15 protein-coding genes are annotated in these 15,734 nt (G+C 41.3%); 12 read left to right on the top strand and 3 right to left on the bottom strand.

Annotated elements, in window-relative coordinates; translation table 11 throughout:
* Positions 1 to 268 precede the first annotated feature (268 nt).
* The 12 genes from WMO18_RS05355 (at position 269) to WMO18_RS05300 (ending at position 14,035) form a co-directional block, all read left to right on the top strand.
* Positions 269 to 1,303 (top strand): hypothetical protein, encoded by a 1,035-nt coding sequence (locus WMO18_RS05355; protein WP_211148058.1) that lies wholly within the window; start codon positions 269 to 271, stop codon positions 1,301 to 1,303.
* Entirely contained in the window at positions 1,300 to 1,716 is a 417-nt protein-coding gene (locus WMO18_RS05350; protein ID WP_211148057.1) for a restriction endonuclease, read from the top strand. The genes WMO18_RS05355 and WMO18_RS05350 overlap by 4 nt, the downstream gene beginning before the upstream one ends.
* 402 nt (positions 1,717 to 2,118) lie before the next feature.
* Positions 2,119 to 2,313 (top strand): hypothetical protein, encoded by a 195-nt coding sequence (locus WMO18_RS05345; protein ID WP_211148056.1) that lies wholly within the window; start codon positions 2,119 to 2,121, stop codon positions 2,311 to 2,313.
* A gap of 179 nt (positions 2,314 to 2,492) precedes the next feature.
* Complete coding sequence (gene kdpA / locus WMO18_RS05340) at positions 2,493 to 4,304, top strand: potassium-transporting ATPase subunit KdpA (RefSeq protein ID WP_211148055.1); 1,812 nt, start codon at positions 2,493 to 2,495, stop codon at positions 4,302 to 4,304.
* 12 nt (positions 4,305 to 4,316) lie between these two features.
* Entirely contained in the window at positions 4,317 to 6,386 is a 2,070-nt protein-coding gene (gene kdpB, locus WMO18_RS05335) for a potassium-transporting ATPase subunit KdpB (RefSeq protein ID WP_211148054.1), read from the top strand.
* Between the two features lie 12 nt (positions 6,387 to 6,398).
* On the top strand, positions 6,399 to 7,001 hold the full coding sequence (gene kdpC / locus WMO18_RS05330; RefSeq protein ID WP_211148053.1) for a potassium-transporting ATPase subunit KdpC: 603 nt from the start codon (positions 6,399 to 6,401) through the stop codon (positions 6,999 to 7,001).
* Between the two features lie 149 nt (positions 7,002 to 7,150).
* A complete protein-coding gene (locus tag WMO18_RS05325; RefSeq protein WP_248004717.1) occupies positions 7,151 to 7,696 on the top strand; it encodes a potassium channel family protein in 546 nt (181 codons plus the stop codon).
* A gap of 22 nt (positions 7,697 to 7,718) precedes the next feature.
* Positions 7,719 to 8,237: a type 2 periplasmic-binding domain-containing protein gene (locus WMO18_RS05320; RefSeq protein ID WP_211148052.1), complete on the top strand. Its 519-nt coding sequence runs from the start codon at positions 7,719 to 7,721 to the stop codon at positions 8,235 to 8,237.
* A 51-nt stretch (positions 8,238 to 8,288) separates the two neighbouring features.
* Positions 8,289 to 9,200, top strand: a complete 912-nt coding sequence (locus tag WMO18_RS05315) for a magnesium transporter CorA family protein (protein ID WP_211148051.1) — start codon at positions 8,289 to 8,291, stop codon at positions 9,198 to 9,200.
* 15 nt (positions 9,201 to 9,215) lie between these two features.
* Complete coding sequence (locus tag WMO18_RS05310; protein ID WP_211148050.1) at positions 9,216 to 11,918, top strand: ATP-binding protein; 2,703 nt, start codon at positions 9,216 to 9,218, stop codon at positions 11,916 to 11,918.
* Positions 11,911 to 12,612, top strand: coding sequence for a response regulator (locus WMO18_RS05305; protein WP_211148049.1), 702 nt, complete (start codon positions 11,911 to 11,913; stop codon positions 12,610 to 12,612). Before WMO18_RS05310 ends, WMO18_RS05305 begins: the two co-directional genes overlap by 8 nt.
* 331 nt (positions 12,613 to 12,943) lie before the next feature.
* Positions 12,944 to 14,035 carry a hypothetical protein gene (locus tag WMO18_RS05300; RefSeq protein ID WP_367286407.1) on the top strand — a complete coding sequence of 364 codons (1,092 nt, stop codon included), beginning with the start codon at positions 12,944 to 12,946 and terminating at the stop codon, positions 14,033 to 14,035.
* A gap of 82 nt (positions 14,036 to 14,117) precedes the next feature.
* Here WMO18_RS05300 and WMO18_RS05295 read toward each other — a convergent pair whose 3' ends face one another.
* From WMO18_RS05295 to WMO18_RS05285, 3 genes are all read right to left on the bottom strand, one after another.
* A complete protein-coding gene (locus WMO18_RS05295) occupies positions 14,118 to 14,420 on the bottom strand; it encodes a hypothetical protein (RefSeq protein ID WP_211147553.1) in 303 nt (100 codons plus the stop codon).
* 32 nt (positions 14,421 to 14,452) lie between these two features.
* Entirely contained in the window at positions 14,453 to 14,998 is a 546-nt protein-coding gene (locus WMO18_RS05290; protein ID WP_211147554.1) for an ImmA/IrrE family metallo-endopeptidase, read from the bottom strand.
* A gap of 297 nt (positions 14,999 to 15,295) precedes the next feature.
* Positions 15,296 to 15,712 (bottom strand): helix-turn-helix domain-containing protein, encoded by a 417-nt coding sequence (locus WMO18_RS05285; protein WP_021882711.1) that lies wholly within the window; start codon positions 15,710 to 15,712, stop codon positions 15,296 to 15,298.
* Positions 15,713 to 15,734 lie beyond the last annotated feature (22 nt).

The following is a 15,734-nucleotide window of genomic DNA, read 5'->3' as shown; positions in this document are numbered from 1 at the left end:
ACAGTTTTAAGAGGGATGTTGTATTCTTTTGCAGTTCTACTTGTAGATTTGCCTAATTCACATATATCATATACTACACTTGCTTTTAATCGCTTATCATATTTTCTGCTCATGGTTTCCTCCATTGGAATATTGATTTTATTATATCATATTCCCCCTGTTACTCTATCAAAAATATGATAAACTCTCTAATCCAAATGTTTTTGTTCTTGTTACTATCAAAGAAACAGGCAGCGACATTGCAAAAAAGCAAGAGGTCGGACGTGGCTTGCGCTTACCTGTTGATGTATCCGGTGCAAGGTGTTATGACAGTGCTATCAATGAATTGACAATCGTAGCAAATGATTACTATGACCATTTTGCTGATTCCTTACAGAATGACTATAATCAGTCATCAGGATTCAATAAAGAAGAAGTTACTGCCGATATTATCAAAAGGACAATCATTGAAGCAGGTGTACCTGAAGATAAGGTCGAGGACGCTTATGACGCTTTCAAGCGTGAGCTTGTTGCTTCCAAATATGTCAAGGTAGATAAATCAGGCAAAATCATTATGCAAACATCAGAGGTTGACTTTACCAATATTGAATTTAATGATCCTGTTCTTATTGAACACGCAGAAATGATAAAAGAAACCTTTGTAAAGGCAATGAAGGAAAAAGGCAGCAAAAAGATTGAAATTGCTAATGGTGACGAGCCGCCCTTTGAAAACAAAACGCAGAAATATGTAACCGAAGCAGAGTTTTACAATATGTATCAAAAGCTCTTGTCAATCTTGCAAAAGCGTTCTGTATATCGCTACAAACTCGACAAGGACGAGTTTATACATAGGGCAACAGCCGGAATTGAAAACCAACTCTTACGCAAGAATGATTTTATTCAGTTTGAGATAACAAAAGCCGAGGTGGATTTCAACGATTCCCGAAAAATGAAGATGGCTAATGCACAAAAGCAGGTCGAAGATAGTGACACTCACACAATAACCTATGAGCCAAAGCCCTTGTTCGATCTTGTGAATGTTATAATGGCAAATACGATGCTGCCGAGATTAGCTATCATCAGGATAATAAAAGGTTTATCAGCAGAAGCAAGGAACAAAATTAACAATCAGGATTATCTTGAAGAAGCGATTAAAACAATTAACAAGCTGCTCAAAGAATTCAAGAGTAAGGAGTTTTTGACAGCCGAACTTATTGAGGGTGTTGGTGCTCTTGAAAAGGATATTTTCGAGGTAGATAAGATTGTCAACGAGGACGAGATTAAATATCTATTCACGCCAAATCCAGCTCACAAAAAGCGATGAACTTAAAATACAAGTTTGACAGCGAAGGCGAATTGAAGTTTGCAAAAGCTCTTGACGATGATTCGAATGTAATGCTATACACTAAGCTCAAAAAAGGCGGTTTTGTTCTTGAAACTCCGGCAGGAAATTACTCTCCTGACTGGGCGATTGTCTATCAAAAGGACAACGAGAACTTTGCTATGTATTTTATCGCAGAAACAAAATGGGATAAGGAAGCTGATGGACTTAATGATGATGAACGAATCAAAATAAAGTGTGCTACGAAACACTTTGAAGCAATCAATCAAAGTGTAAAAGAGGTCGTTAAGTATGCGTGGGTAAACGCTTACAAAGACACCACAAAGGGGCAGCCTTTCCCACAGGTGTTTACAGATGAGCGATACAAAGACACACTAATCCTTGAAAGATTATAAAATTTTCAGCGTTACGGCGATTATTCTCCGTAACGCTGATTTTTTAATATCAATTATTCTTTATAAATTAGCAAAAAGCGGCGGCAGGAAGATTCTATTCTTTCTGTCGCCGCTTTCCTTTTTGGTAGGTATGTTCCGCTAATTTAGGCTTTATTTTTTCTTAACAGTAATCAATGAGGTCTTTTTCCCGTTTTTATTTCTCCTGTGCTAATCTATAACTGTCATAGGTGGTCGAAACAGTGCTTAAATGCACTATTTCGCCCCCAAATCTTTGATTTGGGAGCAAATTTTCAAAGAAAATTTGACTATGCCCATTGCAATGAATATCGAGTGAATTCAAATGAACATTCATTTGAATTCACTTAAACCAATAGTCATTATAAGCGTAAGGAGGAATTAAATATGTCAACCATATTTAAAGCTATACACGAATTTGATAAGCGCATTGAAGCACGGGCGGAACATTTCGCATTCAAGCATCCGTATCTGTCCTTTTTTGCGGTATTTATCGGTATGCCGATTTGTGTTCTCGCTGCCGTGTTTTTCTTCACCGTAATTATTACGGTTCCGATTGCTTTGATTTTCGGATGGCTGTAAGCGTCTTAATATAGTTTTAATGTGCTGTATATTCTGCTAATCCCGATTTAATCTTTTTGCTGTTAAAATATCAAACAAGGAGGTAAGACTATGAATATTATAATCGGATTTATCGGTCTTTGTGCTGCGGCACTGCTGATCTACTATGTTTACATACTGATGAAAGGGGATGAGCAAAAATGAGTGCGGTAATACAATACATACTCTATCTTGCCGTTCTTATTGTTTTGGCGATTCCGCTCGGCGCTTATATCAAGAAAGTAATGAACGGAGAGAAAACCTTTCTTTCCAAAATTCTAACGCCCTGTGAAAACGCTGTGTATAAGGTTATGCGCGTCAAAAAGGACGAGCAAATGAACTGGAAAAAATATGCCGTTTCCGTTCTGATTTTTTCAGGCATCGGACTTATTTTTTTGTTTTTGCTTCAGATTTTGCAGGGAGTTCTTCCCGGAAATCCGCAGGGGATTTCGGGTGTAAAATGGGATTTGTCCTTTAATACCGCAGCCAGTTTCGTAACCAATACAAACTGGCAGGCATACAGCGGCGAGTCCACATTAAGCTATCTGACCCAAGCACTCGGACTTACCGTGCAGAACTTTGTTTCCGCAGCTACGGGTATTGCCGTGCTGTTTGCCCTGATACGGGGATTTATAAAAGTAAAAGCCGATGGATTAGGCAGCTTTTGGGTTGATATAACAAGAATCATCATTCATATTTTGATTCCGCTGAATCTTATCATCTCCCTTTGCCTTGTGGGCGGCGGCGTGATTCAGAACCTGAAAGGCGCTGAAACCGTATCGCTCGTTGAACCGATTGCGGTAAGCGCAGACGGCGAAATTCTTGAAAACGCCGAAATTGACCTTGATACAAATACCGTAACAGTTGACGGCAAAAAAATAGAAGACGCCGAAATTGTTACCGAACAGTTTGTACCTATGGGTCCTGCGGCAAGCCAGGTCGCCATTAAGCAAACTGGTACAAACGGCGGCGGTTATATGGGCGCTAACTCCGCTCATCCGCTCGAAAACCCGAATGCTTTTACAAATTTGATTGAAATGCTTTCAATTTTGCTTATTCCTGCGGCGCTGTGCTTCACCTTTGGCAAGGCGGTAAAGAATAAAAAACAGGGCGTTGCAATTTTTATGGCGATGTTTATATGCCTTGCGCTGGCGCTGGGCACGATTGCCGTCAGCGAACAGGTTGCAACGCCGCAACTTGCACAGGATGGTGTCAATGTCTCAATGACCAACCAGGCGGGCGGCAATATGGAAGGTAAGGAAACCCGATTCGGTATTGCAACATCCTCTACTTGGGCGGCATTTACAACGGCGGCTTCCAACGGCTCTGTAAACTCCATGCACGACAGTTACACACCGCTCGGCGGTATGGTGACAATGCTCCTGATGCAGCTCGGCGAGGTTATCTTCGGCGGCGTTGGCTGCGGTCTTTACGGTATGCTTGCCTTTGCCATTCTGACGGTATTTATAGCCGGACTTATGGTCGGCAGAACGCCGGAGTTTTTAGGCAAAAAGATTGAACCTTATGAAATGAAATGGTCTGTGCTTGTTTGCCTTGCAACGCCGATTGCTATTCTTATCGGCAGCGGACTTGCGGCGGTCGTTCCGAGTGTGGCGGATAGCCTAAACAACGGCGGAGCGCACGGCTTTTCCGAAATACTGTACACATATTCTTCCTGTGGCGGTAACAACGGCTCTGCCTTTGCCGGCTTTAATGCAAACACCGTATTTTTGAATGTTTCGCTCGGTCTTGTCATGCTGTTTGCCCGTTTCCTTCCGATCATAGGAACACTGGCGATTGCGGGCAGTCTTGCCGGCAAAAAGAAGATTGCAACAAGCTCAGGTACACTTTCCACAACAAACGGTATGTTTGTATTCCTGCTGATTTTAATCGTCCTTATTATAGGCGCACTCAGTTTCTTCCCGGCGTTGGCGTTAGGACCGCTCGCTGAATTTTTCAGTAATGTTATTTAAGGAGGCACTGTTATGGCATCAAATAATAAAAATGCTTTTGCCGATAAAAAGATGCTCGGCAGAGCCATAAAAGATTCATTTGTAAAACTAAATCCCAAAACACAGGTGCAAAACCCCGTTATGCTTTTGGTATATATTTCGGCGATCCTCACAAGCGGACTGTGGATTGTATCCCTATTCGGACTAAAGGACGCTTCAAGCGGATATACCTTGGCAATCGCAGTTATTCTGTGGTTTACCTGTATTTTTGCCAATTTTGCCGAAGCGATTGCCGAGGGCAGAGGCAAGGCGCAGGCGGACGCTCTGAGAGCTTCAAAAAAAGATGTGGAGGCACACAAGATACCCTCTGCCGATAAGAAAGAACAGATAACCGCTGTTTCTTCCGCATTGCTTAAAAAAGGCGACATTGTCATTGTGAAAGCAGGAGAGCAAATTCCGGGCGACGGTGAGGTTATTGAAGGAGCCGCTTCCGTAGACGAAAGCGCTATCACAGGCGAATCCGCACCCGTTATCCGTGAGGCAGGCGGCGACAGAAGCGCAGTAACTGGCGGTACTACTGTACTTTCCGATTGGATCGTTGTGCGGATAACAAGCGAAGCGGGCGAAAGCTTCCTTGATAAAATGATTGCCATGGTCGAGGGCGCTTCCCGTAAAAAGACGCCAAACGAAATCGCATTGCAGATTTTTCTTGTCGCCCTTTCCATTATCTTTATTCTTGTTACGGTATCGCTTTATACCTACTCCATATTCTCGGCAAAACAGGCAGGAATTGATAACCCCACCTCTGTTACTACCTTGGTAGCCTTGCTTGTCTGCCTTGCCCCTACCACCATCGGCGCATTGCTTTCCGCTATCGGTATTGCGGGAATGAGCAGACTGAACCAAGCAAATGTACTTGCTATGAGCGGAAGAGCTATTGAAGCCGCAGGCGATGTGGATATATTGATGCTTGATAAAACCGGAACAATTACGCTCGGTAACCGCAAGGCGAACGCATTTATTCCCGTAGACGGTGTAAGTGAACAAGATCTTGCCGATGCGGCACAGCTATCCTCTCTTGCCGATGAAACGCCCGAAGGCAGAAGCGTGGTTATTCTCGCAAAAGAAAAATTCAATATTCGCGGCAGAGAGCTTTCCGACAAGAACATGACATTTATTCCCTTTACGGCGAAAACCCGTATGAGCGGCGTCGATTATCACGGCAACGAAATCCGCAAGGGGGCCGCAGATACCATGGAAAAATATGTAACCGAAAGCGGCGGAATTTATTCGGAGGAATGCGACCGAATCGTTAAAGAGATTGCGAACAAAGGCGGAACTCCCCTTGTTGTAGCGAAAAATCATAAGATTTTAGGCGTTATTCATCTGAAAGACATTATCAAGCAGGGCGTTAAGGAAAAGTTTGCGGATCTTCGTAAAATGGGCATAAAAACCATTATGATTACAGGCGATAACCCGATGACCGCCGCCGCCATTGCGGCAGAAGCGGGCGTGGATGATTTTCTTGCCGAAGCAACTCCCGAAGGCAAGCTTCAAATGATACGCGATTTTCAGAGCAAAGGACACCTTGTGGCAATGACGGGCGACGGCACGAACGATGCACCCGCACTTGCACAGGCTGATGTGGCAGTTGCGATGAACACCGGCACACAGGCGGCAAAGGAAGCGGGAAATATGGTTGATCTTGATTCGTCACCGACAAAGCTTATTGATATCGTCCGTATCGGTAAACAGCTTTTGATGACAAGAGGCAGTCTGACCACCTTCTCCATAGCGAACGATATAGCAAAGTATTTCGCCATTATTCCCGCATTGTTTATGGGACTGTATCCGGGTCTTTCGGCACTTAACATTATGGGACTTCATTCCCCGCAAAGCGCTGTTTTATCGGCAATCATCTACAATGCGCTGATTATTATTGCGCTGATTCCACTGGCACTCAAAGGTGTGAAATATCGTGAGGTTCCCGCAGGCAAGCTTTTGTCCCGCAACCTGTTAATTTACGGTCTCGGCGGTTTGGTGGCACCCTTCATCTTTGTTAAGCTGATTGATATGCTGCTTGTACTGTTCGGATTGGCATAAGGAGGTTTTATAATGAAAACATTAAAAAATATATTGCCGAAAGCGGCTGTCATTTTCATGATTTTCACGGTAATTTGCGGTATTGTTTATACGGGTGTTGTAACAGGGATAGCACAGATCATTTTCCCTGATAAAGCAAATGGTAGCATTATAGAGGTTGACGGGAAAAAATACGGCTGTGAGCTGCTCGGTCAGCAATATACAGATGACGGACATATGTGGGGACGCATTATGAACATTGATGTTTCAACCTACAAGGATGAAAACGGGAAAACTCTGATGTATGCTTCTCCGTCAAACCTTTCTCCTGCAAGCGAAGAATATGAGGCTTTGGTAAAAGAGCGTGTGGAAAAATTGCAGGCGGCAAACCCAGATATGGGCGAAACAACAATACCCGTTGATCTTGTAACCTGTTCCGGCAGCGGACTTGATCCGCATATTTCCCCCGCTGCTGCCGAATATCAGGTGGCAAGAATAGCAAAAGCCAATAATATGACAGAGGATGAAGTGCGGGAAATTATTGATGAATGCACGGATGGCAGATTTTTAGGTATCTTTGGTGAAGAAACAGTAAATGTTCTTAAAGTAAATTTGATGCTGGACGGAATTCTGTAATAGTTTTAAGGCGGAAGAGTTTCGGCTTTTCCGCCTCTACCTTTATGCAATCTTAATATCGTCTTTATCTTGCTTACGCCGATTTAATGCAGATTAAGATAAAACAAAGATAGTCTAAATTTGATATTAAGATTGCGAAGGTATCCGTTATGATAAAACGGCAAAATCCAAAACACAAGCACATTACATCGTTCCAGATTATTATATTAGGCTTTCTGTCTGTGATAATTTTAGGCAGCATACTGTTAATGCTGCCCGTTGCAACAAGGGTCGATTTTCAAAGCTCGCTTGAAACGACATCTCTATTAAAGAAATTGGATGCCAAAAAGATAGTTTCCCGTGCGACACGGGATGTACACGCAAAATTCCTTCTGCGAAACGGTGCGGATGAAATCGTATATCCCGAAAGGCAGCTTGCGGATTGGACGGCTATCCGCTATACTGCCGACCATATCCTCGATTACATAGAGTTGGACAGCGATCATGCAATTTTTGAAATTGCCGTACCCGAAAAATGGATCGGAAAAACCGTTATTGAAGCAGATGTGCGTAAAAAGCACGGTATCAATATTATGGCGATTAAACGCGACGGTAAAATGAATCTAAATTTTGTGCCTGAAACAAGCTTTATACCGGGTAACACTATTTTGGTGCTGGGTGATACCAAAAACATACAAAAGTGTTTTCACATATAAATTACGAAAGAAGACGAAAAGCATGAAAAAATTATTGTTAGTGTGCGCAGTGGCTGTCATGATTGTGTTCGGTTACTTTATAATGAAAAGGCTTGACGATTTTTTAGCAAATAACCACCACTTAATTGACGAAGAAATTGCAGAAAACAGCCTTTTTATTGCGTTTGATAATCCTATGATCTTGGATTCGCTGATACCGCTATTTGAAAAGTTTTCAAAAGGAAAGCCGAATTGTCAGCTTCATTTCCTGTTTGGAAATACAGAGGATATATATGATAAGCTAAACAAAAATCGCATTGACTTTGGCTTTATTGAAAACAATGCTTCTGCAAATGACGATACATACCGCTGTCTTATCATTTCTACAAAGCAAAATAGTATTATCTGTGAGAAAGCAGGATGTACGATAAAACCGCTGGATCCTTCCGTAATTCAGACCGCTGTGATATGGAAAAAGGCTTCAAATAATGCCTTTGCAAATAGCTTCTCTGATTTTCTCTTTTCAAATCAAGCGGTGATCAATGCGGAATATGTAAAGTAGAAAATACTTTTATACTTGTGATATAATAAAAAGTAGAAAGGGGGAGTTGTAATGCAATACTTTATAAATTCAAAAGACGGAAGTCTGCAAGCCGCCCAAAACTGCGGCGATAAAAAGCCGTTTTTTACATTTATGAGTACGGCGGAATTTCACGAATGTAAAAAACAACTACCGTATTATAAAGAACTTCTTCACTGTCTTGGATCGATTCGTTATTGTAAAGCAGAGGTTTTCAAAAACTGCATCATCGGAACATTACGCCTGCCTCAAAAAAGCGAACAGCGTTCACCGCAGCTTTCCTTCAGCTTTTATTTGACGGGACAGTCGCTCTTATTTGTGGAAGATGTAGGCGATTTGAAATTATGGGTAGACAAACGGATAAGTATGTTTCAGGAGCTGAACAGTCCGGCTCATCTTCTTTTGCAGTTTATGGAGCAAATGATAGAGGATGATGTTCTCTATCTTTCTCACATCGAGTCAGAAACAGAAAAAATGGAAGAAAATATCGGCTCCGGCGGTTCGGCAGACTTTTTCCCGTTGCTTACAAAACACAGGCAAAAGCTGTCCGAATTAAATGCTTACTATGAACAATTGACAGATATCGGAGAGTTGTTTCAATCCCGCGCGTGTTCTTCATTTGCAGACGATACCGGGGACTGGGAAAAATTTACCCACCGTGCCGAGAGATTGCAAAATCATGTTCAGTTGCTTCGTGAAAATATGCTTCAGCTTCGTGAGCTTTATCAGTCAAAGCAGGATGCACGGCAAAATAAGATTATGGGCATTCTCACAATCGTCACCACCTTTTTCCTGCCTCTTACTTTAATTACGGGATGGTATGGAATGAACTTTGCTTATATGCCGGAGCTTGAGTGGCGATACGGTTATCTGTCGGTGATTATTGTTTCTCTTATTATCGCAATAGGAGAAATCATCTACTTCAAAAAGAAAAAATTCTTTTAATCAGGAGGTGTTTTTATGGACGAAACAAGGCAAAGCCCGGAACAGATTTTAAAGCAAATTGAAAAGGAAGAGCAAACTCTTAATCGCGGGCATTTGAAGATATTTTTTGGATATGCCGCAGGTGTAGGTAAAACCTATGCAATGCTGAAAGCCGCACATTCGGCAAAAAGGCGAGGTATTGATGTCGTTGCGGGTTACATTGAGCCCCACGCCCGTCCGCAGACCTCCGCGCTTGTAAACGGATTGGAATGTCTTCCGAATCTTGTTTCGGAATATAACGGAATTACTCTTTCAGAATTTAATCTGGACGCTGCACTTGCCAGACATCCACAGTTAATTCTTGTGGATGAGCTTGCCCATACCAATGCCCCCGTGTGCCGACATACAAAGCGTTATCAGGATATTGAAGAGTTACTTAATGCGGGAATAGACGTTTATACCACGATAAACGTTCAGCATATTGAAAGTATAAATGACACCGTTGCATCTATAACGGGCATTATGGTACATGAGCGAATCCCCGATTCGGTATTTGATAACGCAAGTCAGGTTGAGCTTGTTGATATTGAGCCGCAGGAATTGATTGAACGGCTGCAAGCGGGCAAAGTTTATAGCCCGACTCAGGCTGAGCGTGCTACAGAGAATTTCTTTACCGTAGAAAATCTAACGGCGCTTCGTGAAATTGCTTTGCGACGCTGTGCAGACAGGGTAAATCTTCTTACCGAAGCCGTAAAAATAAAAAGCCACAGTGATTATCATACGGATGAGCATATTCTTGTATGCCTTTCGTCGTCACCGTCGAATGCAAAAATAATTCGCACTGCCGCCCGGATGGCGAATGCCTTTAAGGGCGCTTTTACCGCGCTGTTTGTGGAAACTCCTGATTATCAGGTTATGCCTGAAGAAGATGTAAAACGCCTGCGAAGCAATATGCGTCTTGCAGAACAATTAGGCGCTAAAATTGAAACCGTGTACGGTGAAGATGTTTCCTATCAAATTGCCGAATTTGCAAGGCTTTCGGGAGTCTCAAAAATTGTGATAGGAAGAAGCTCCGCAACCCGAAAGAGCATATTTTCTAAACCTACTCTTACAGAAAAACTGATTGCAAACGCACCGAATTTAGATGTGCATATCATACCCGATACTGACGGTAAAAACACCGCATACCGCGCCAAAAAAGCAAGGAAGAAAAATGGAATCGTGTTTTCGGTTTCCGATCTTTTAAAAAGCGTTGCCATTTTAATTTTGGCAAGCTGTATAGGAATGCTGTTCAGGCAATTGGGGTTTGCAGAGGCAAATATCATCACGGTATATGTTCTCGGCGTTCTTGTGACCTCAGTCGTTACAAGACATCGGATTTACAGCCTGATTTCTTCTATTGTCAGCGTTTTGGTTTTCAACTTTTTCTTTACCGATCCGCAGTTCACACTTCGGGCTTACGATCAAGGATATCCTGTCACCTTTTTAATTATGTTTTTGGCGGCACTGCTCACAAGCTCGCTTGCCGTGAAGTTAAAAGAGCATGCGAAACAGTCTGCAAAGGCTGCTTACAGAACAAAGGTGCTGTTTGATACAAATCAGCTTTTGCAACAGGCAAAAGACAAAAACGAAATCGTTTCCGCAACGGCAAATCAGCTTATAAAACTGCTCGGAAAGGATATAGTGTTTTATCTGACTGAGGGCGAAACACTCGGCGAAGCTCATATTTTCACAGTTTCAGGTGAGAAAACAGACAAAGAAATAACGGATACAAAGGAGAAGGCAGTGGCGGAGTGGGTGCTAAAGAATAACAAGCACGCAGGCGCTACTACAGAAACGCTTTCAAATGCAAAGTGCCTATACCTTGCCGTAAGGGTAAACAGCCGAGTCTACGGTGTTGTCGGTATTTATATAGGCAATGAGCCGCTTGATGCGTTTGAAAAGAGTATCCTTTTGTCTATACTCGGTGAGTGTGCTTTGTCGCTGGAAAACGAAAAGAACGCAACAGAAAAAGAAGAAGCGGCAATTCTTGCTAAGAATGAACAGCTCCGTGCTAATCTCCTGCGGGCTATTTCGCACGATCTGCGAACACCGCTTACTTCTATTTCGGGGAACGCAAGCAATCTTATATCAAACGGCAATTCCTTTGATGAAGCGACAAAGAATCAGCTTTATACAGATATTTACGATGACTCTATGTGGCTTATCAATCTTGTGGAAAATCTACTTTCGGTAACAAGAATTGAAGAGGGACGGTTGAATCTTCATATTACAGAGGATTTAGTGGACGATGTCATTACAGAAGCGCTTCATCATGTGAACAGAAAAAGCGTAGAACATCATATTACCGTTCGGCAGAAAGAAGACTATCTTCTTGCCAAAATGGACGCAAAGCTGATGGTGCAGGTTATTATAAATATTGTGGACAACGCCATTAAATACACGCCGAAAGGCTCCAATATTCTGATTAAAACCTGGAAGCAAGGAGATAAAGCCGTTATATCTATTGCCGATGACGGCGACGGGATACCGGATGAAATGAAAGCGCGGGTATTCGATATGTTTTACAGCGGAGCGAATAAAATAGCCGACAGCCGCCGCAGCTTAGGCTTGGGATTATCTCTATGCCGTTCCATTGTAAATGCGCACGGCGGCAAAATAACCGTTTCGGATAATACACCGCACGGCACGGTGTTTACCATTACATTATCTGCCAGGGAGGTAGAAATTCATGAATAAACCATTGATATTGGTTGTTGAAGATGATAATTCGGTTAAAAATCTTATTACGACAACCCTTAAAGCACACGATTACAGATACTTAACTGCGCCAAACGGCGCCACCGCCATTTTGGAAGCGTCATCGCACAATCCTGATATTGTCCTCTTAGATTTAGGACTTCCCGATATTGACGGTGTTGAAGTAATCAAAAAAATCCGCACTTGGTCGAATATGCCGATTATAGTCATAAGCGCACGAAGTGAAGATACCGATAAAATTGACGCACTCGATGCGGGGGCCGACGATTATCTGACCAAACCGTTTTCTGTGGAAGAATTATTGGCAAGGCTCAGGGTAACGCAAAGGCGGCTTAATATGATACAGAACGGGGCCGCCGCCGAAGCGTCTGTTTTCACAAACGGTCAGCTTCGTATAGATTATGCCGCAGGATGCGCCTATCTCGGCGACGATGAACTGCACCTTACACCTATTGAATATAAGCTTTTGTGTCTGTTTTCAAGAAATATCGGCAAGGTTTTAACCCATACCTTTATTACCCAGAACATTTGGGGCAGCAGTTGGGATAACGATATTGCTTCCTTGCGTGTTTTTATGGCAACGCTCCGCAAAAAGCTGGAGAAGGACGCAGATTCTCTCCAATATATCCAAACGCATATCGGCGTAGGCTACCGAATGATGAAGGTTGAATAATCTGTTAAACAGAAAATGAATAGCAAAAACTGTGCTGTAAATCCTTTTGATGTTTACAGCACAGTTAATCTTTTATGAAAAAATCAATTCATTTAGCAATAAGGTTGTTTCGCATTTCGTTCAAGCAATTCACGACCACCCGCCGTTCAGAATCATCAAGTGCTATGTAATACTTCTTACCTCGCATATCAAAACCTCCTTTGATTTTCTACCATAATTGTACTCAAAGGCGGTTTAATAGTCGAATGTATGAAATTATGATTTGACCTTTAAGCTACTAATTGTTAATTGCTTAAAATTATGATATAATGTTTTCAAAGAGGTGAAAAAGATGTTTGATGATATGGTTAATCTCTTTAATTTGGGGGCTTTTTCGGATGAGGAAAAAGAATTGCTCAGAACCGATTTTACATATAAGAAGCAAATGAGTCGACTTTTAAAAGAAGCACGTCAAGCTGCAAAGAGAGATACTTGTTATTTTTGCGGAAAGAGCGTTACAAGTTTTTGTAATTCGCATTCCGTTCCGAGGTTTTGTCTTGAAAACATTGCCACAAATGGCGATGTATTAACATTAAATACCGTTGTGGATAATCCTTTGATGGATACTGAAAATGGAGTGAATAAAGCAGGAACATTTCATTTAATTTGCAATGATTGCGATAGTAAAATTTTTTCAGACTATGAGAATCCTGATAATTATTCAAATCAACCTACTCCAAAAATGATTGCCCAAATGGCATTAAAAAATAGTTTGAAATCTATTAGCAAACGTTTTTTTGAAATTGAACTCTTTAATATTTCCGCTAAAAAAACAGATGCTGCTCGGATGTTTAGTGATGCAAAAAACGCCGCAAATGAAATGGATTTAAAGGAATATGTGGACAGTTATAAAAAAGCAAAGAAAGCATTAGAAAAAGGCAGTTCAATAGACTACTATGTATGCTATTACGAAAAACTAAATTATGTGGTTCCAATTGCATTGCAATGTTCGTTAGCATTGGCTGTTGATTTTAACGGTAATATCATCAACAACATTTATAATCCATCTCCTGAGTACCGAATACAAAACATTCATATAAGCATATTACCTTTGAAATCGGAAACTGTAATCGTGATGTTTATTGAGGATGGAGATAAACGTTATAGACAGTTTTATAAGCAATTTAATAAACTTACATTAGATGATAAACTTGCCGCATTGACATTGATTATGTTTATGTATTCAGAAGATATGTACTTTTCAAAATCTATTGAAAATGAGGTTCGTGAAAGCAAGGCTCTTTGTGAAGCGGGAAAGACCGGGCAAGACATTATTTCATTTACACCATTCTTCGATCCTTTGGAAATACTCAGAGAATCACATTCTTTAGATAAAAGGCACGAGATTCCAAACTTACTTTCAGAAAAATATAAATTGTCATAACAAAACCGCCACCTTAGAACTTAATCTAAGATGGCGGTTTTCTGTTTCGTATTAGAGCATCACCTTGACGGCAAAGCCGCCACTAAAAAAGTAGGTGTTCGTCCAATACACGTTTGGTGGAGGAGCATTTAGCAAAGAGAAGGAAAAGGGAGATAATCACGGCAACAACCGCAATGATGGTTCCGCCCTTTGTGCCCTTGCTATTTGTTGAATTGTTGTTAGTGTAACTGTACTTCGCAGGTTTGTGATAAGAAGATGAGAAATCGTTTTCTTCCTTAGTTGTTTTCTCGTAGATTTTGTAAGCCACATACTGCTCGTATAATGTTGTTTTGCCGTTTCCGTCAAAGTCAAACATTCCGCCCATAAAATCCTTGTCGTTGAACATAAAATCACCTATGTCCTTTCACGGAGAATGATTCAGTTCAATTCATTGCTGGTCAGTGTTTGCGGCTTGCGGAAGAAAAAGCTATCGGCTTCACAAGGAACTCTAAAATCATAACCGAGTTTGTTAAGCTCTTGAAGTTTTATCAAAACGAGATTGATATTCACATTTAGCATTTTTGCCATCTGAACGACATCGTACTTATCCTTACTCATTGAATAAATGTCATCATCGTCAATTATCAGATGTGCTGCAAAAGCGTTGGCTTCATATTCCGTTGTGTCTTTCATATTGAAAAGCACAAACTCTTTAAGCCCGTCGCCTTTGGCTATATCTCTATGAAGGGCATCGTGTCCAAGCTCGTGAGCGCAGACCATTCGTGCCATTATTTCCTCCATCTTATCATTAAGAAGGATAATTCTGTGCTTCCAGCGATATGTGTAAAGTCCCAACAGTTTATCTAATTCATCAGAATAACGGAGCATAACACCTATTTCGGAAGCAATCTTCATAGGATTGCGAGTGCCTGTTTGCTTAACCATTTCGGTCGCCTTAGAGTAAATGTAAAATGAATCAATCATAATATCACCACCCTAATAAGAGTAATTAAGTTGATTAAAACATCAGAGAGGAATAATCTTATAGATTCCTTTTAATCTCTGTACAACAGTCAGAATAATACTTACACCATAAGCAATTATGACTGCAATGTTTTCTTGAAATGAACAAGTGTTTAAGTCGTTTTATGAATTGCAATAAACTCACCTCTTAATTAACGCTTACCGAAAACAGCAAATTCGAGAAAATTCAGCCCGAATTTTTTACTGTCTACTATAATTATAAATCAAGAAGTGTCCCAAAAAACGGACTTTGCTCCGCTACTCGTTAGATTCTTTTAATTTTTTTGGAGTATATTTTTCACGGTTTTCTGCCTTGCACTCCCAATATATATCTTGGAGAGCTTTCATAACGCCATCCATTTCATCATCGGACAGCTCACCGCCTGCAAATAAGCCGCCAATCTCCTGTACAAGCTGATCGGCTTGTTGCTTACCTCTATATCCATATTTTTCAGATGCTTCAGTAATAAACTCCTCATTTTCATTTCGGAGATAATTAACGTCAACCTCAAGGATCTCTGCGAGTATATCATATACTTCTCTTTTCTTGGGATATGTTTTTCCACTTTCATAATTACTAATTGTGTTTAGTCCGAGATTTGCTGCTTTGGCAAGCTCGCTTTGTGTCATTCCCTTTTTCGCTCGGCTTTCACGAAGTTTCTCACCAAATGTCATTATTACAACCTCCTTGATTTCA

Origin of the sequence: Ruminococcoides intestinihominis (assembly GCF_040096285.1) — a bacterium.
GTDB lineage: Bacteria > Bacillota > Clostridia > Oscillospirales > Acutalibacteraceae > Ruminococcoides > Ruminococcoides intestinihominis.
The sequence above is the reverse complement of the archived record's forward strand: the minus strand, read 5'-3'. Positions and strand labels throughout refer to the sequence as shown.